Source organism: Lactobacillus sp. X-49, from assembly GCF_057063645.1.
The window spans coordinates 61,142-80,184 of the sequence record NZ_JBXSQM010000001.1; the positions used below are offsets into that span (position 1 = coordinate 61,142).

Consider the following 19,043-nt stretch of genomic DNA (forward strand, 5'->3'; position numbering starts at 1 on the left):
GATTTTATTAGTAACTAAAAGCTTAATAAATTTGAAAAAGAACTAATTAGTGGAACATAAAACTATAATTAAATAGGAATCTTTTGTTTAATTGTATAAAAGGAGGGGTTTAAATGGTTAAAGTGGAATTAACACGATTCAGAATCAAAAAAGGAAAAGAAAAATTGGCACAAGCTTGGATGGATTTTCTTAATCAGCATCATGAAGCAACGGTGGCAACTATGGAAGATGAAAAGATGTATGTTGAGACAGTTTTTAAGGAAGAAAGTTTAGATGGTTATACTTATTTTTACTGGTACTCGATTCAAGATGAGGGTGGTAAAGCTGTTGAAGATTCTGAAAACTACATTGATAAAAAACATTTAGAATACTGGGATGAATGTATAGATAGAAACTATCATCCGGATAATTTAGAAATAGAGCAAAACTTATTATCGCCTATAATTGAGCAAGTTATTAAGAGAAATAAAGGTTAATAAGCACAAAAAAAGACTCATTTTAAGTGAGTCTTTTTTAATAATTATTCGTATCTTAAAGCAGTAATTGGATCAAGCTTGGCTGCTCGTCTAGCTGGTAGTGTTCCGGCTAAAAATGTAATTAAACAAATAATTCCAATGATTAGCAAACTGCTAGTCCAATTAAATTGAATTAAGATAAAGCCATCAATGCCTTTTAAGAAAGTTTTTCTGGCAACTGAGTTTAATACCTGTCCTAGTCCTATGGCACCAAGCAATCCAAGAAGTGAACCGAATAAACCGATTAGAATCGCTTCACAACTAAAAATTGAAAAGACTTTACCTTGACCTAATCCTAAAGCCTTCATCAGACCAATTTCACGTGTCCGATCACGAACTGACATGTAAAGAGTATTAACAACCCCAAAGCTGGCGGCTACAAGAGCGATTGCTCCAAAAATAATTAACACACCAGTTGCAATATTGAAAGTTTGAAAGAGTTGTTTAACCGCATCTTTTAAAGTTTGAGCTGTATAACCTTTTTTGGCTAATTTCTTTTCAATCGTTAAAATTTTGTCAGGATTTTTACTGGTTGGTGTTGCTACAATTTCAACATAACGATCCTGAAGTGCCTTTGGCATACCATCTTGATTGGCCTTAATTATTTTTTGACTTAAACCATGACTGTAGACGTTTTGTCCGCTACTGACCATACTATCGTTACGAACACCTACAATTGTCGCTGAGATCTTCTGCTTCTTTTTAGTAACAGGGGAGTTAGTCACAAGTGTGATTGATTTTCCTAAGGCTTGATGAGCATTATGATATCCAAAAGCTTTCACCATTTGCTTAGTTAAAAGAATTTCTGAGGAATTACCTGAAGTTGCAACTTGGCGACCTGCTTTTAAGTCATAAGCGATTCCCAAGGTTGGTTGAGCATCGATGACATATTTGACTTTATTAAGTCCTTGCACATACGTAACATTACTATCCTTTAATGCCTTAATGTCTTTTATTCCTTTGACTGTTTTGATTTTTTTGAGGTCGTTTTTAGTTAACATCCCGTCCGCATTATTGCTGCTTTTATTAGCATTGTATTTTTCTGGTGCGGAGTTACTATTTCCACTAGAAAAATCGGGAGAAATTATCATTTGCTCGGTATTACCAACATTTCCGATTTGCTTAGTTAAATAATTATTAACACCAGAATTAATCCCCATCGTAATGCTCAGGGTTAAGGAACCGATTAGCACGGCTATAATTGTTAAAAACGTTCGACCTTTATTGTGCCATAAATTACTTGCAGCCGAGTTTAAAATATCGCGAAACTTCATTATTCTCCTCCTTCAACTACTAAACCATCTTTAATTTGGATTTGTCTTTGACATTTTTGTGCAAGATCAGGGTCGTGAGTAACAATAATTAAGGTAATTCCCTTTTCACGATGTAATTTAAACAAAATGTTTTCTACCATTTCTCCAGTAGTTGAATCTAAATTACCAGTTGGTTCATCGGCAAAAATAATTTGCGGATCATTAACTAGTGCACGGGCGATACAGACGCGCTGCTTTTGACCACCAGAAAGGTTATTTGCTTTATTTTGAGCTTTACTTTCAAGATCAACTGCTTTGATTGCAGCTAAAGCCAATTCACGGCGCCTTTTTCCAGTTACACCGGCAATTTTTAATGGTAACATTACATTTTCAAGAACAGTATCTTGGGCATTTAAGAAAAATTGTTGAAAAACAAAACCAAAAGTTTGATTGCGCAATTTATTTAGCGCACGTCCTTTAATTTTGCTTGTTGGTTTGCCGTCTAATAAAATATTGCCTGAAGTTGGTTGGTCAAGAAGCGCCATAATATGCATTAAAGTTGATTTTCCAGATCCACTTTTACCAATAATAGCAACTGATTCACCTTTATTTATTTGTAAACTAACTCCGCGTAATGCATCAAACTTGGTTGTACCTTTACCATAAGTTCTGACCACATTACGAGTTTCTAATAAGCTCATTTTTTCTCTCCTTTAGTGTGATATATACATAATACACCAAAGTCAGTTAAATTCAAGCTTTTTATTAAATAAATATAAAAAATATATGCCAAATGATAGAACGTTTTACTTTATCCATATTATTTGCTAGTTTAAAAAATTCTAATTAACTACTTTTTATTAATTGAACTATCAAGTTAGTGGTAGAATCAAACCATTCACTTTTGCTTTTTAACTTGAAATTTAACTAACTATACCATATTATAAGAAATGTAATATAAGGGGTATGAAAATGGCAATTCAAATTCAAACTCGGTTACTGGAAGGTACTGTCTTAGCTTTTATTAATCAAGAAGATCTTTATGGCTATGTACTGACACAACAGGTTCAAGCTGTATTTAATATTTCTGAATCAACTATTTATCCTGTTTTGCGGCGATTGAAAAAAGAAAAATACTTGGTAACATATGATGAACCATTTCAGGGACGGAATCGACGTTATTATAAAATAACAAAGGCAGGTAAAGTGGAACTACAAGTTATTAAAGATGAATGGAATGAGTTTAAAACTAAGGTCGATCAGGTATATAGAAGAAAGGTTAATTATTAAAAGATAGTAATTTTAAAAAGCGCTATTCAATGTTTTGAATAACGCTTTTAAGTTAAAAAAAATATGGTTCTAAAATTTTTAAAGAAGACTGATCAAGGTTAATTTGCGCAAGAGCTCCATAAGGAAGCGCGGTGTGTGGGTATGCATGACCAATGTTAACGTTTGCCAAAATGGGTGTTTGATACTTTGCAGTGGCTGCTAAAAGCTTGGTCTGATATTCGTTAACATAGCAATTGTTCTGTGGCTTTCCCATTAAGATTCCTTGAACAGATTTTAAAAGACCTGCTTGATCGAGTTGATCAAGCATTTGGGCATATAAAGCAGGAGAGGGACATTCTTCACTAGTTTCAATGAATAAAATGATGTTTTGAGCTTCTTGGGGAGATAAAATTAATCGGTAATGTCGAATAATTTCGGCTTGATCAGGATAACGATTTTGGGTCAAGTCATCATAGAGACTGTCTAAGCAACCACCCCAAAGTCGACCTTGAATAACTCCATTTCCTCGAAGCACTTGATAACCAGTATCAAGATGGCTAATTCGAGGATGATTGATTGCTTTAGGCGAAAAATCTGTTCGTTCTTCGTACCAAGTTTGACTTGCAGGAATATTAGTTGTAGGTGGGTTAATAAAGAAATGATTCCAAGTATTTAGGGTGTATTCCAGCATACTAACATCTAATTCTGCGAGATCATTTAAAAAATTAGGTCCATAAAAGCTCTGCATCCCTAATCGATAAAACATTAGGTGATTATTTGTCGTGTCAGAAAAACCTGTAAAAAGTTTGGGTCGTGTCTGTACTGTTTTAATAAAATCTGTATCTTCCATTAAATATGGTAACAAGCGATAAGTATCATCACCACCAATGGCAGCAATAATTGCTTTAATTTCAGGATTCATAAAAGCTTCTTTTAAGTCATCAGCCCTTTCATTGGGATGTTTTTTTAGATAAGTAGTTCCTTTTAAGGAATTAGGCATATAAATAAATTTAAGACCTAGTTCCTTTAAGCGCTTTTCCCCTAATTTTCGTTCATGAAGAACAGACTTTTCGCCTAAGATACCACTAGACAAACTAATTAGTGCTACGTGATCCCCTTTTTGTAATTGATGTGGTTTTACTAACATAATTTAGCCTTCCCTTTTATTATAAAATGATTAAATATCAGTATATCATAGGTTAAATATGTGAAAAATTAAAAGCAATTTAATAATTTTTGTTTTCTTGACCTAAAATAGTAATAATAATAAAGTAAATATAAAAGTATTAGGTATTCATGAATGTAATAAGTTAAGGGGGAAAATTAATTTGAGTTTGAAACATTTTTCTGCTCTAGCCGATGATGATTATTTTACTTCAAAAAATTGGCATTTAAAGGCTAGACAAACAACGATAGCAATAATTGGGTGGATAGGTGTCTGTTTACCATTTGTTTGTGTATATATAACGTTAAAATCACCTAAAATTGCAAAAATAGCTCATATTAAATATTATTCGGATATAGTGACACCAATTGGATTTTTAATTAGATTTTTTGCAGTTATATTCATACTTATTGCAATAATTTATTTGTTTTTGACGTTTCGCAATAATCGTCATTTTATCTCCGTTTGGACTAAAAAAAGGGTAGTCAATCAAGAACGCAGAGAGCAACACGAAAAATTAATCGAAGAAGGCTGGAAACAAAAGTTTGGTGACTTAGATAAGCGCCAACAGCAAAATTTTTATAGTGTTAAACCCGAACAAAATCTTGAAACAGATTTTGCGCAGCGTTTATTTAAGAAGCGAGGTTAATAATGAGTTTAACTTGGTCAACTATTAAGCCTTTATTAAATATATTGTTTTTGATTTTAATTTCATATCCCATCCTCGGTGGTCTTGGTTGGTTCATCGGTGGCTTATGTTACAGGTTCGTATTTAGAAATAAGAAAAAATACTTTGTTGATATTTCTGAAAGTGACGAACCATTTATTACGATTATGATTCCTGCACATAATGAAGAAGCCACTTTAGAAGAAACTATCATTTATTTACTTACAAAGCTAAATTATACTAATTATGAGGTTTTGGTAATTGATGATTGTTCAACAGATCGTACCCTGCAGATCCTACAAGATTTACAAAAACAGTATTTAAACTTACGGATCATTCATATTGAAAAAAATAAGGGTAAAGCGCATGCCTTTAATGTTGGCTTGGCTTTTACTAAAGGAGAATTTGTCCTTAGTAATGATGCGGATACAATTCCTGAACCTGATGCGCTAAAACGCTATGTTAATTATTTCAATAGTCCAGAAGGACAAAATATAGCGGCGGTGACTTCTAATGTCGAGGTTCGTAATCGGACTAAGCTTATTACGAAGTCAATCACTGTCGAATTTTCTAGTATTGTTGGTATTATAAAGAGAGCTGAAATGGGCGTTTTTGGTAGTATTTTTGCTTACAGTGGTGCGAATACGATGTATCGTAAAAGCGCCTTAATGGATGTGGGCTTATTTCGTCAAGACCGTGCCACTGAAGATATTAGTATTGCATGGGATCATCAATTAAATAATTGGTTATCAGTGTTTGCACCTGATATTATTTCTTACACACTGGTTCCAGAAACGCTAAAGGATTTATATCATCAACGTAAGCGTTGGGCTAAGGGCGGCACGGAAGTTTGGCTTACTAACTTATTAAAAGTTTTGCAACATCCGATTAAAAATTTGGGTGAGTCTCTGTTACTTTTTGATCAAACATTTAGTATTTTTTGGTCATTTTTCTTTGCCATTTCATCAATAATTTTTGTTTTTTTAGTGATTAATTATATTACATTGCAAAATTGGCCACAGTTGTTTTATTTGCTATTCTCAACTTTAATGTTAATTTGCTTTGAAATGATTGCTGGTACTTTACAACTAACAACAGCTTTATTAATTGATACGCGAGGAAATAAGTTGAGATATATTTTATTTGCCCCCATTTATTTACTGTGTTTATGGGTAATTAATACCATAACAATCATTACCACATTTATTCCAGCCATAAAAACTATTTTGGGTCATGGTTCAGGTACATGGGTTAGTCCGACGCGATAAACCAACATTTTGTATAGTGAGATTTTATTATTAAATTTTTCCCAAAATTGCGCTTACGCCTTCATGAGGCTATGCTACAAAGAATTTAAAGGTTTCATTTGAGGCTATTAAGTGGGATAGACAAAATGAAATATGATTTATTGCTAGCTATTTCAAGAAAAGATTATCACAGTATTCAAAATTTATTTGATTTTATTGTAACCTTTAGGAAAATAATTAATAAGAGTTCTTCTGCTTAAGAAGTTAAAATGCAATTAACGTGTTGATTAAAACTAGTGATTAAGGAGGATTAAAATGTTATTTGGATCAGTAGAAGCAGGTGGCACAAAGTTTGTTTGTGCGGTTGGCAATGAAAATTATCAAATACAAGATAAAACTACTATACCAACAACTACACCAACTGAAACTATGAAGCAAGTTGTTTCTTATTTTAAACAATTTCAGATTGATGCTATTAGTATTGCATCGTTTGGTCCGATAGAGATTAGGAAAACAGCACCAAATTATGGCTATATCACTAAAACACCTAAAAAGGGGTGGCAAAACACCGACATAGTTGGGATGCTTAAACAAGAAATCAATGTCCCTATCTTTTTTACTACTGATGTTAATGGTTCAGCATACGGGGAATACATAATGTCGCTTCTATCAAACGAGGATATTAATTCACTTGTTTATTACACGATTGGCACTGGAGTCGGTGGTGGTGCCATAGTTAACGGTAAACTAATCGGTAGTTTGGGGCATCCTGAAATGGGTCATGTTTTAGTTAAGCGCCATCCTGATGATTTAGAATTTGACGGAATCTGTCCGTTTCATAGTGACTGTTTGGAAGGATTAATTTCAGGACCTACCTTTGAAGCACGGACGGGTAAAAAGGGGATAGATGTTCCTTTATCCGATCATGTTTGGGACATTATGAGTTATTATGCAGCTCAAGCTGCATTACAAACTACACTGATTTTAAGACCAGATAAAATTATTTTTGGTGGCGGTGTAACGAGTGAAAAGTTTTTAGAAAAAGTTCGAAAAGACTTTAATAAAATGCTTAATGGTTATATCGCTGTGCCGGACTTGAGCAAGTATATATCCATGCCAGCAATTGCTGATAACGGCTCGGCCACGGTTGGGAACTTTGCTTTAGCTAAGAGAATATTAAAGGAGTTGAATTAAGAAACTGGCATTTAATTATATTAAAGAGCTAAATTATAAAATATGTATCATTTTTAATAATATGATTGAATCTTTACAAGAATCGGACTTTTAGTATGAAGAAAGGGTATGCGTTCAGCATATCTTTTTTATATTTTAGCTAAATTAATGATTTAAATTCTAGTTTTTTTTACTTTATGTGATAAATAATTAAAATAACGCTTTTGATCACTATCAGAATTTTTATTACAATATTTTGATAATATAATATAACAGATAAATTAATTATAAAATTATTAATAGTAAATGCAGATTTAATAAATCAAAAATTTTATATAAAGGTTATTAAATATTCCTTGCTATAACAATCTATAAAAAGTAGAATAAGTGAATTTTGGCTTTTTTAATATATACGTTATTTAAAAAAGCTTCAAGCACAATAAATAACTAATAACACGTAATATGTTTATATTGATTTGCTACCACTTTTATTTGTGTTTTAATAATAATTAATCACAAAATATCTATAGAAATTAACTGTAAATTGTGAGAAAATCAAGAATAAATACGAAACATGTTATAACAGAAAGTGAGATTATATTATGAACAAGCATAGATTAATCGCAGATGTTAAAAACACAAATTATAAAATGCATAAAAGTAAAAAAGGATGGGTAATTAGTTATTCTTTATTAACTTTGATGCTGGGAGGATTGTTTTATAGTAACACCTCACTTGTACAGAATGTAAAGGCTGCAGAAATCCAATCGCCGATTAACCAAAGCCAGGACAATTCTGCCCACGATAGCCATCAGATGGCTGATGATCAAGAAATAAGTGAGGTTAAGAAAAATGCTATTAGTAGTTTAGAAGTAGAAGCTGCGAAGATTAGGGATAAAATTCGTACTGATAAACAGCTAAACAATCTTAAAAAGCAAGAACAGCTTGCTGCCGTAGATACGATGCTCAACCAAGCTAAAGATAAAGTTGAGACTGCAACTACCTTAGTAGATATTAAAACAATTACTGCCAATAAAATTTTAAAGATTGATTCGTGTTATAAAGCTGTTACAGATACAGTAAATGTTAGAAGCAGAGAATCAGCTGTTTCCCTCAACAAGCGTGTAGATAAAGATATTTCAATTGGTAACAGCGATACCCAAACAACAATTACGTCAACATATGAGGATAAAAGCGGCAATAAACTTGAACCGAGTGAAGCAATAAAGATTACTGGTACTATCGGTGAAGAAGTAGCCATTCCTAAAGCTCCAAAAATTCCAGATTATACATTTGACCATGTGGAAATAGATGGTCAAGAAGTAGTTAACGATGCAAAAATTACTATTAATACTAAAACAAAAGTTAAATATGTTTATCATGCATTAGCAGATGATCAGGACACTGGCAAACGAGCCATTGATGACGTAACCGGAAAGCCAAAGCAAAAGGACAACGTAGATCAAGTAGAGCCAGAGGCCAAAAGTGCAGGCACCAAACTAGACCAAGCAAAGAACCAAGCGTTGCAAGCTCTCAAGGACGAACGCGATAAGATCATGGGTAAACTCGACGGTGATAGGTACTTGATAGCGTCTGAACGCTACCAGCAACTGCGCGTTCTTGAAGATGTCTACATGAACGCTAGAGTGCAGATAGACCAGGCGATAAGTGCGGATGAAATAAATCAAATCGTACGCGCAACTAAAACTGCCATCGATCAGGCGTATAAACCAAGCATAGACGTATATCCAGCGTTCGAGGAGGAAGCCGCCAAGATCAACGCTGATCAATCGGCTAATACTGCAAAATTAAATCAAATTGCAAATACAACTAATGGTGCTGATGATAATTTATCAAATCAGACCGGTAATGAAACAAATGAAAAAGTTCAACCTCCTGTTAATGATAACCAACCAGCGCAGCCAAAACAGACCATCAAAACGGTAGCTGACTTGCCGAATTGGGAAAGTACAGATGGAAAAGCCAGTAATGTAACTTTGACGCTAACTGACGATAATCAAGAGTTAGATATTTCTGGTGGTACTATTACCGATCCTATGTATTTATTAACTGCTTGTACTCAAATCGGTAGCATTGAACCTAGTACGAAACTTAAAAAAATAAAAATAACCGGTAATTTAACGATTACAGGGAATGCTTCATATTTATTTAGTGGCTTTGGAGCTTTAACTCAAATTGAAGGGTTAGAGAAATTAAATACTTCAGGTGTGACTAACATGAAAAACATGTTTAATTATTGCTCTAGTTTAACCTCATTAGATTTAAGCCACTTTGATACGTCAAAAGTAACTAGCATGGGCGGCATGTTTAATTATTGCTCTAGTTTAACCTCATTAGATTTAAGCAAGTTTGATACGTCAAACGTGACTAATATGGGCGGCATGTTTAATTTTTGCTTTAGTTTAACCTCATTAGATTTAAGCAAGTTTGATACGTCAAACGTGACTAATATGGGCAGCATGTTTAATTATTGCTCTAGTTTAACCTCATTAGATTTAAGCCACTTTGATACGTCAAAAGTAACTGACATGTCCACCATGTTTAGTGATTGCACTGCATTGAATACCTTAAAGTTAGGCTCTAACTTTAATAGAAAAAATAATACTTTAGGCCTTAGCGGAAGCTGGCATAGAGTAGGTTCAGGTACTTTAATTAATCCTGAAGAAAAAACTGGGCAGTCAGGTACTCGCTTTGATAGTCTTATAGCTTCAGCGGATACTTATGTTCGTTTAGGCTCGGTAACTGTTCATTACCTAGATAGTAGTAATAAAGAGATCGAAAAAGAAACATGCAGCGGATTGCTTGGTGGGGAATTTAGTCCAAAACAAGAGATAACTGACAACAATGGTCAAAAATATTTTTTAACTACCGATAGCAAGAATTCTCAGAATGTTATTTTTACTGATACTAATACTGATGTGTATTTTTATTATGCTGGCGTAGACGCCGCGCAGCAAGCTAAAGCTGAGATAGCCCAAGAAGCCGCCAAGATCAAGGAAGACATAGCAAACGATCCGACCCTAGATAAGGACACCAAGACAGCGCAACAAGGTCAAGTTGACAACGCCGTCAAAGACGCCAATGCCAAGATCGATCAGGCGACAAATGCGGATGAAGTCAATAAAGCCGTAAAGGCTGGTAAAGATGCCATTGATCAGGCGCATCAAGCAGGCACCGGTGTAGCAGAGCAACAGAGCCAAGCTAAAGCTGAGATAGCCCAAGAAGCCGCCAAGATCAAGGAAGACATAGCAAACGATCCGACCCTAGATAAGGACACCAAGACAGCGCAACAAGGTCAAGTTGACAACGCCGTCAAAGACGCCAATGCCAAGATCGATCAGGCGACAAATGCGGATGAAGTCAATAAAGCCGTAAAGGCTGGTAAAGATGCCATTGATCAGGCGCATCAAGCAGGCACCGGTGTAGCAGAGCAACAGAGCCAAGCTAAAGCTGAGATAGATCAGGCAGCTAAGGATGCCAAAGACAAGGTAGATAGCAATAAAGATATAACGGATAAGCAAAAGGCTAAGGATCAGATTGATAAAATTGCCCAAGATGCTAAGGATAAGATCGACAATGCCCAGGATCAAGCAATAATTAATAGCAGTAAGAATCAAGGTATTGCGGATATCAATAAGATAGCTGAAGGCAAGGATATTAATGGTAATTCAAATAATATTCCTCTCCCTAATGCTGGAAATGGCAACTCAAGTTCAAACTCAAATCCAATTGATAGTAAAATGCCCGAACCTAGTCCTAAACCTACTCCGAATGCCGTAGAGAAGACTTTAAAACACAATGCTTACTTCTATAATAAAGAAGGCAAACGAGCTAATCTGTTAATTGCTAAGAAGGGGTCAATCATTGCCACTTATGGCACAGAAAAGATTAATGGTCATGATTTCTACTTGACTGATAATGGCTTATATGTTGATATTTACAACGTTGTCGGACAAAAGCGGAATCTGGTTCATAATGCTTTTGTTTATAACCACTACGGCAAGCGAATTAGTCCTAAATTGCTTAGGAAGAATACAGCAGTTATTACTTATGGAGATCCTGTCAAGATTCATGGTAAAGCATATTACCTGACAATTAATAATCACTATATCAAAGTCGCTAACTTTGCCCCATCTATTACTAGACCAAGTAGAGAAGTAGCAGATGGTGTAACGGCCGATGCAGTGATTAAGCATAATTCTTATGTGTACAATGATGAAGGCAAACGGAGTAATCAAGTTATTCTTAAGATAGGTTCTAGATTTACCATTGGACAAAGAAAAGTAGTGAGCGGTCATGAATTGCTAGAAATTGCTCCTAACCAGTATGTGGCAAGTGGCAACGTTATTGGTACAAAACGGCGGTTAAAAGTAGCTAGTCATATTTATAACAAAGATGGTAAACGTTTGGCTGGTAAGCAATTAAAGAAGCATAAGACGATTAGAACCTATGGCAATGCAGTCAAAATTCATGGTAAAGCATACTACATAATTGGACATAACCAATATATTAAAAAGAGAAGTTTTTAAGGAGGATAGTTTAATTAATTTGCGATAAGAAAAGAAGCTCTCATAGCAATGGGGAGCTTCTTTTTTGTTTAATAAAACTCAAGATTGGTTAAAGATAATTGAATTTTATTAACGCAGTTAAATTAAAAATAAAGTGATGAATTCCAAGATAGATCAAGTGGCAGATGCGTCTGGAGTAAGTGGCGCCGTAAGCTCAGGTAAAGGGGTCCCACAATGCCGCGCATCAAGCAAACTTATATAGTCAACATGATAATCTGAGAAAGCGTAAGTTAATTAGAACATATTGTAGCCCATGTTAGGATTAATCAAACGAAGCATTACATTGACAGAACAGGTAAATATATTAAGAGAGTTAATTTTAAATGATTAGTTTACAATATTAAAAACGTCACAACAGACAGTTGTGGCGTATTTTAATTTTGAATGATGTTAAATATAGTTAGTTTTAAATGCTAGTATATTAATTATTAGAAAGATATTTGAAAATTTCTTGTTTTAACCAAAAAGACTATAAATACTAAAGCGATCTCTTGATTTTTTAGTCGTTTCTTGCAAAGCTTTTATAAAAAACCTCTAAAATTGACTTAGCTTACTTTAGAGACAGATGCAATTTATAGATTTAATATTTTTGGTGTAGACCTTTATTTTGCATTTCATGTAATATTTGATATTGCTGTTTAAAAGCTTTTTCTATTTTAGAATTTCCTTTAGGAGAAAAATATTGCTTTCCTAATAACAAATCAGGCATATATTGTTGCGGTATCCAATCTCCTGAATATGAGTGGGGATAAATGTATCCAGTTCCATGTCCTAGATTTTTGGCACCACGGTAGTGTGTATCTTTTAAATTATTGGGTATATTTCCATAATTTTTATTATGTATATCGGCTAAAGCAGAATCAATTGCACAAATTGCACTGTTACTTTTAGGTGATAGAGATAATTCAATTACGGCATTTGCTAAGGGGATCCTGGCTTCTGGAAACCCTAAATTTTGAGCAGCAGTGATAGCCTGAATTGTGTGTTGACAAGCAGCTGGATTAGCAAGTCCAATATCTTCATATGCGATTACGCTTAATCGTCGGCAAATTCCAATTAAATCTCCTGATTCAATTAAACGGGCTAAATAATGTAATGCAGCGTCCGTATCAGAACCACGAATTGATTTTTGAAAGGCGGAAATAAGATCATAGTGACCATCGCCTTTTGCATCAAAATTTTGCGTTCGCATTTGAATTGAATTTGCCATTTCTTGTTGGTCAATTGTAAAGCCATCTTCAGTTTTTTTACCCGCTGAAATTAATTCTTGCTGAGTAGAAATAACAGCAAGCTCTAGTCCATTTAAGGTTGATCTTAAATCTCCATTACCTTTTTCAACCAATAATTTTCGAGCAGCAGAAGTCAGCTTAACTCTAAATTTGCCTAAACCGTTTGTTTTATCAGTAAGAGCTCGGTCAATTGCTTTACTAATATCAGTTTCAGTTAATTGTTTTAATTCAAAGATTTGGCAACGAGAACGAATTGCAGGTGAGATTGAAATATAAGGATTTTCAGTTGTAGCACCAATTAAAATAATTTGTCCTGATTCAAGTAATGGTAACAAGAAATCTTGTTTAGCTTTATCTAAACGATGAATTTCATCTAGTAATAAAACAACAGTACCACTCATTTTTCCCTCTGCTGCTACTTGTTCCAATTGCCTTTTAGTATCGGTAGCGGCATTTAATTGACGAAAGGCGTATTGGGTGGAACCAGCAATAGCGCTGGCAATACTAGTTTTGCCAATGCCTGGTGGGCCATAAAGAATCATGGAAGCTAATAACTTGGCTTCTACCATCCGGCGAATTATTTTACCAGGACCAATTAAATGAGTTTGTCCGACAACTTCGTCGAGTGTCTGGGGACGCATTCTGTATGCTAATGGTTTCATTGCCTATACCTATGAAAGAGTCGATGCCAAAAGCCACCTTTAGCCGTTTTTGTTCCTGGAAGTGCCTCTTTGCTTATTTCAGGTGGGTAAACTTGACTAATTTCAATGCGCAGGCGGTTAATGGCCGTTTTACTAACCACGACAACGGCAGTCTCATCAAGGCCAGTTCTTGCAGTTTCATTATTTATCAAGGTAAATGCGATATCATATTTGCCACAACTTGCTTCAATTTGATTTAAAAAAGCATCATCAATATTTCCATTAATTAAAACTTCGTAATTAAGATAATTACTGAAATTATCCAAGAATAATTTTCTTAACTTAGGATTCTGGACTTCAGAATTAGACATTCTGACAAACACACGTTCTCGAAGTGATCCCAAAAATCGTCTCCGCTCGTCGGGTTTTGTCTGAGGGGTAATTCCTTGAGCCGCGTTACTAACTCTTTTATTTAAATCTTCAGCCATTGATAAACCACCTTTTAAATAGTAAAAAACCCCTTCCAAAAGGAAAGGGCTTTTAAATAAGAAATTAAAGTAATTTGTTATAGTATTCAACAACAAGGGCTTCGTTGATTTCTGGTTCTAGCTCGTCACGTTCTGGTAAACGTACAAGTGAACCTTCCATCTTATTGTCATCAAATGAAACAAATGATGGGCGATTTACGACAGCTTCAAGAGCATCTTTAACTTGTTGCATACCTTTTGCTTTCTCTCTCAAACCAATGGTTTGACCAACTTTAACCTCGTATGAAGGGATATCAACACGATTACCATCGACAGTGATGTGACCGTGGTTAACTAATTGTCTAGCTTGTTCTCTAGTAGTAGCTAAACCCAAACGGTAAACAATACTATCTAAACGAGATTCAAGCAAAATCATGAAGTTAGTACCATGTTCACCTTGACGAATCTTACCTGCACGTGTAAACAAAGTTCTAAATTGGCGCTCGTTTAAACCGTACATCCAACGTAACTTTTGCTTTTCGTGTAATTGTTCACCATATTCTGATAGGCGACCACGTGAGTTAGGTCCATGTTGACCTGGCGCATAGTTACGACGACTAAGCTCTTTACCAGTACCTGAAAGTGAAATCCCCAATCTTCTTGAACGTTTCCAGCTTGGGCCTGTATATCTTGACATAAAATCCTCCAATAAAATCTATTAACAATTTTTGGAGTAAAATATCACATATAAGTTCAACATTCGTGCATCTTAATTTTAATTTTCGCCTGTTGCAGCGTCGGTTACTCGTTCACTAAAACGTATTAAGATGTTGACGTTCTTGTCACTTATGGCTGCAAATATTTTACACGTTATCAATTATAACGATTGAATCTTTGTAAAGCAAGGAAATATACCGATTTTTATTGAAATAGAGCATTAGTTAATCGGTTGTTTCATAGCTACAATTATAAAGTGTTAGTATTAAGCAAAGAATAAGTGCTATAATTTTGATTACCGGTATTATTTTAAAGGTCTAACTTAATCTTAATCTTTTTACAAAACTGTATACCACACTATTAGATAAATTTGGTATAATTGGGATAGTTTTGGAGGAAGATTATGTCACCAACCCAATCGATAGTTGTAATAATTGCAATTTTAATCATTATTGTCATTATAGCATTTATGCTTATTGTTAATCGTAGGCAACTACACGAAATTATTGAGCTTGATGAGCTGATTAACAGAATTGCCGAAATGCATTTAGAAACCGATATCATCAACCTTGATAAAATGGATCTAGCAGGTGAGAGCCTGACGACATTAACAACATGGCGTAAAAATTATCAGCAAGCAGCTAATAACAAAATTCCACATGTTCAAAAATTGGTGGAACAGTCTGCAGAGCAAAATGCGCATTATCATTTAATAAAAGCTCACAAACAAATTAAGCAGGCACAGGAGATTATGCAGCCTACATATGATGATGCCAAAAATACAAAAGAAGTTTTTACAGAGCTACTTGAATCTAATCGCGAAAATAAGATGCAATATGATGATCTGATCAAAAATTATCAAGAGATCCGGAAACTTGTTTTGGCAGATTCGTTTGAATATGGCGTAGCTCTTGATCAACTTGAAAATGAGCTAACAAATTTAGAAAATGATTTTTCTGAAGCTAAGAGTTTAACTGCTCAAGGAGATCAAGTTGAGGCAAAACGTGTTCTGTCTAAGATCAAGATGAGTTTAAGCTCAATTAATTCGCTGTTACCTAAAATAAGATCTAATCGTCATTTGTTGGATACTGTTTTTCAAGATCAACTAAGTGAATTAGCTGACTCATATAAAAAAATGGTATCATCTAAATATTATATTACTGAAATTGATGTGTTAGATGAAGTTAAGCAAATTCGTAAACAAGTCGATGCTGCAGACAAACTTTTGGCGAATTTAAAAATTGATGAATTAAATCAGCAAGTTTTACAAATCAAATCGCGAATATCTAACTTATATGATATTTTGACTAAAGAATATAAGGCTCGTCCTTTTGTTGAAGAAAATCAAGATAAAATTCAACGGCTCTTAGCACATGAACAGGTTGAGTCTAAAAAACTAGTTGAAAAGTTGCGCCATATTGATGAAAGTTATGAGTTGACACATGGTGAACTAGCAACTAGTCGCAAACTCGAGCAAGAAGTTAATGATATGAATCGTCAATATACAGTGGATACACAAAACTTGGCTGATGGTAAAGGTGTTTATTCTAGTATTAAAGCATCATGGTTAAGCGTTATTGAAAGATTGCGTGAAATTTCTGCGGAACAACAAACGATGTCGAAAGATGTTGATGGCCTGTTTGATTCTGAGAATGTTGCCAATGATTCGATTAATCGCTTTAAACAGGAAGTGTCATTGGTTTATCGGCGTTTAGAACGAAAAAAATTACCGGGTAATCCAGATTCTTTTATCCAGATGTATACGTTAGTTGTTAATGAAATTGGTCATGTTGCTAAAGAATTAAGTCAAGTTAGACTTAATATGGAAAAAATTTCAAATGAACTAATTCAAATTTCAGATGATGTTGAACGATTAAAACGTGAAGCAGATGACATAATTAACTCTGCAGATCTAGTTGAATTAACTCTGCAGTATGCTAATAAGTATTCGACTAACGCTATAGTTAAAAGCGCTCAACAAAAGACAATGAAATTATATAGTCAAGAATATAACTACAAGGAAGCTCTTGATACGATTGCTACTGCAATTGAAAAAGCGGAGCCCGGCTCATATCAACGACTTGAAAACCTTTATTATTCTGAAAAGAAAAATAATTAATTCTAAGATGTTGAGAATTTTTTATTTAGATTAGTAACCCTTTTAAAAGTAATAAAATTATCATGATTTAAAATAGTAATAGAAAAAGCATCAATTAGGCAGCTTGTAGTGTGCTCTAATAGGAAAGTTTAACAAATTTTAATTAGGGACTGATTTTCGATATTCTGTGTGATCAGTCCTTTTAATTTGGTTTTTATTTTTTTATTATAGTAAGATATATATTGTTGATAATTTATTACTACTCAGTATAGTTTTAATAGTCTTTGCAAAGCTATAAAACATTTATCTTTTCAAGGTGTAAAAATAGTTAATATTTTTAAGCAAAGACCAATTATTTTTCTTAAAAAGCTAGATGAAATTTAAAAAATAAAATTGTGTAAAGCATTAATAAATAAGTTGTTATTAAGATATAAAATTTATGCTAAAAAAGGTTTATTTGTTATTTGCTTGCTTTTAGGGATGTTCAATGGTTACGATATACTAAACTTGTGCTACAATTTTAAACGTGTCATTTTAGAAAATAAGTTTTATTTAGTCAAAGTGCAATAAAAATGGCCACAAAACTTGTTACATTAGGGTAATTAGTGTTGCTGATGGAGATAGGTAATATTACATGATATCTTTTTTCAAGTTTCAACAAATAAATAAGCCACTATGCACATGATGACCCCAAATGTTAATTATACTGATGCAGATAATTTTGGGAACACAAAAGGGACAAAAATATCGATTTTTCTCGAATTAAAGTGAATTTATACGAAGCTAATTATGTTGCAAAACATCGCTGTTGAGCGAAAAATACAGAAATACATAGGGATGATTTTATTACATGATATATTTTGATAATAGCGCAACAACTAAGATTGATTCAAAGGTTTTAGAAACTTATGAGCAGGTAGTACAAACTATTTGGGGCAATCCGTCTAGCTTACATAAACTTGGAGACCGTGCATTTCAATTGTTGGAAAGTTCGCGTAACCAAATTGCTAATCTTTTAGGAACTAAACCCGATGAAATTTTCTTTACTTCTGGCGGGACGGAATCAAATAACTGGGCAATTAAAGGAACCGCATTGCAAAAACGCGAATTTGGTAAACATATCATTACGTCAAGTGTTGAACATGCTTCAGTGGCCAATACGTTTACAACTTTAGAAAGTCTTGGCTTTCAGGTTACGCGTTTGCCAGTTGATAAACGAGGTTGCGTTAGTGTTACGGATCTTCGTAACGCTATTGATTCAAATACTACGCTAGTGTCAGTCATGGGAGTTAATAATGAAATTGGAACGATTCAACCAATTGCAGAAATTAGTGACTTGTTAGATAATTACCCGACTATTAGCTTTCATGTTGACAATGTTCAGGCTCTTGGTAAAAATATTTGGTCGCGAGTTTTTACACCACGCGTAGATTTATTTAGCTTGTCAGGGCATAAGTTTCATGCCCCTCGTGGAACAGGAATTCTTTATAAAAAACGTGGTAAGATGATTTTTCCACTACATGATGGTGGTGGACAAGAAAAGGGTTTACGTTCAGGAACTGAAAACTTGCCTGCAATCGCTGGTATGGCTAAGTCTATACGGTTACTTTTAGAAAATGAGGTACAGAAGGCCAACCTCGAGGTAACAATCAAACAAAGAATAGTTGATTATCTACAAAACAAACCTGGGATTAAGATTTTTTCACAGAGTTCAGTTGACTTTGCTCCACATATTCTTTGTTTTGCGCTTGAAGGTATTCGCGGTGAAACTTTAGTTCATACATTAGAAGAGCATGATATCTATACTTCTACTACTTCAGCTTGTGCTTCTACCAAAAGTGAAGAAGCTAGTACATTAGTTGCTATGCATGTCGATGATAAGGATGCTACAGGTGCAATTAGGTTGAGTTTTGATGAGACAAACACTATTGAAGAAGCTGATGAATTTATTAAAGTTTTTGATAAAATTTACCAACATTTCGCCCCAATTAATCATTTAGGAGAATAAAAAGT

14 protein-coding genes are annotated in these 19,043 nt (G+C 34.1%); 8 read left to right on the forward strand and 6 right to left on the reverse strand.

Translation table 11 applies throughout. The features are described 5' to 3' along the window. The first annotated feature begins 113 nt into the window (after window positions 1–113). A complete protein-coding gene (locus tag ACYIAQ_RS00360; protein ID WP_483563074.1) occupies window positions 114–476 on the forward strand; it encodes a DUF6176 family protein in 363 nt (120 codons plus the stop codon). Between the two features lie 44 nt (window positions 477–520). Here ACYIAQ_RS00360 and ACYIAQ_RS00365 read toward each other — a convergent pair whose 3' ends face one another. Both ACYIAQ_RS00365 and ACYIAQ_RS00370 read right to left on the reverse strand, forming a co-directional pair. Next, window positions 521–1,789 (reverse strand): ABC transporter permease, encoded by a 1,269-nt coding sequence (locus ACYIAQ_RS00365; protein WP_122018778.1) that lies wholly within the window; start codon window positions 1,787–1,789, stop codon window positions 521–523. Beyond that, window positions 1,789–2,469, reverse strand: coding sequence for an ABC transporter ATP-binding protein (locus tag ACYIAQ_RS00370; protein WP_483563075.1), 681 nt, complete (start codon window positions 2,467–2,469; stop codon window positions 1,789–1,791). Before ACYIAQ_RS00370 ends, ACYIAQ_RS00365 begins: the two co-directional genes overlap by 1 nt. Before the next feature lie 271 nt (window positions 2,470–2,740). Between ACYIAQ_RS00370 and ACYIAQ_RS00375 the strand changes: the two genes are divergently transcribed. Continuing rightward, the gene (locus tag ACYIAQ_RS00375) at window positions 2,741–3,058 is read left to right on the forward strand and encodes a PadR family transcriptional regulator (protein ID WP_483563076.1); all 318 of its coding nucleotides are present in this window, start codon (window positions 2,741–2,743) and stop codon (window positions 3,056–3,058) included. Window positions 3,059–3,110: 52 nt separating this feature from the next. Here the strand turns inward: ACYIAQ_RS00375 and ACYIAQ_RS00380 are convergent, their stop codons facing one another. Further along, a complete protein-coding gene (locus ACYIAQ_RS00380; RefSeq protein WP_483563077.1) occupies window positions 3,111–4,184 on the reverse strand; it encodes a S66 family peptidase in 1,074 nt (357 codons plus the stop codon). A gap of 181 nt (window positions 4,185–4,365) precedes the next feature. Here ACYIAQ_RS00380 and ACYIAQ_RS00385 point away from each other — a divergent pair, with 181 nt between their 5' ends. The 4 genes from ACYIAQ_RS00385 (at window position 4,366) to ACYIAQ_RS00400 (ending at window position 11,839) form a co-directional block, all read left to right on the forward strand. Beyond that, complete coding sequence (locus ACYIAQ_RS00385) at window positions 4,366–4,851, forward strand: cell division protein (RefSeq protein WP_483563078.1); 486 nt, start codon at window positions 4,366–4,368, stop codon at window positions 4,849–4,851. A gap of 2 nt (window positions 4,852–4,853) precedes the next feature. Beyond that, on the forward strand, window positions 4,854–6,137 hold the full coding sequence (locus tag ACYIAQ_RS00390) for a glycosyltransferase family 2 protein (RefSeq protein WP_483563079.1): 1,284 nt from the start codon (window positions 4,854–4,856) through the stop codon (window positions 6,135–6,137). A gap of 294 nt (window positions 6,138–6,431) precedes the next feature. Next, window positions 6,432–7,310 (forward strand): fructokinase ScrK, encoded by an 879-nt coding sequence (gene scrK / locus ACYIAQ_RS00395; RefSeq protein WP_483563080.1) that lies wholly within the window; start codon window positions 6,432–6,434, stop codon window positions 7,308–7,310. A gap of 581 nt (window positions 7,311–7,891) precedes the next feature. After that, window positions 7,892–11,839: an SLAP domain-containing protein gene (locus ACYIAQ_RS00400; protein ID WP_483564030.1), complete on the forward strand. Its 3,948-nt coding sequence runs from the start codon at window positions 7,892–7,894 to the stop codon at window positions 11,837–11,839. Window positions 11,840–12,458: 619 nt separating this feature from the next. On the opposite strand, the gene ACYIAQ_RS00405 is transcribed toward ACYIAQ_RS00400, so the two are convergent. The 3 genes from ACYIAQ_RS00405 to rpsD all read right to left on the reverse strand — a co-directional run bounded on the left by ACYIAQ_RS00405 (window position 12,459) and on the right by rpsD (window position 14,912). Then, entirely contained in the window at window positions 12,459–13,769 is a 1,311-nt protein-coding gene (locus ACYIAQ_RS00405; RefSeq protein ID WP_483562140.1) for a replication-associated recombination protein A, read from the reverse strand. Beyond that, the gene (locus tag ACYIAQ_RS00410) at window positions 13,766–14,236 is read right to left on the reverse strand and encodes a DUF1694 domain-containing protein (RefSeq protein WP_483562141.1); all 471 of its coding nucleotides are present in this window, start codon (window positions 14,234–14,236) and stop codon (window positions 13,766–13,768) included. Before ACYIAQ_RS00410 ends, ACYIAQ_RS00405 begins: the two co-directional genes overlap by 4 nt. 64 nt (window positions 14,237–14,300) lie before the next feature. Further along, window positions 14,301–14,912 carry a 30S ribosomal protein S4 gene (gene rpsD, locus ACYIAQ_RS00415; RefSeq protein ID WP_122018070.1) on the reverse strand — a complete coding sequence of 204 codons (612 nt, stop codon included), beginning with the start codon at window positions 14,910–14,912 and terminating at the stop codon, window positions 14,301–14,303. 423 nt (window positions 14,913–15,335) lie between these two features. Here rpsD and ezrA point away from each other — a divergent pair, with 423 nt between their 5' ends. Continuing rightward, window positions 15,336–17,051, forward strand: a complete 1,716-nt coding sequence (gene ezrA / locus ACYIAQ_RS00420; RefSeq protein ID WP_483562142.1) for a septation ring formation regulator EzrA — start codon at window positions 15,336–15,338, stop codon at window positions 17,049–17,051. Between the two features lie 829 nt (window positions 17,052–17,880). After that, entirely contained in the window at window positions 17,881–19,038 is a 1,158-nt protein-coding gene (locus ACYIAQ_RS00425) for a cysteine desulfurase family protein (RefSeq protein ID WP_483562143.1), read from the forward strand. The last annotated feature ends 5 nt before the right edge of the window (window positions 19,039–19,043 follow it).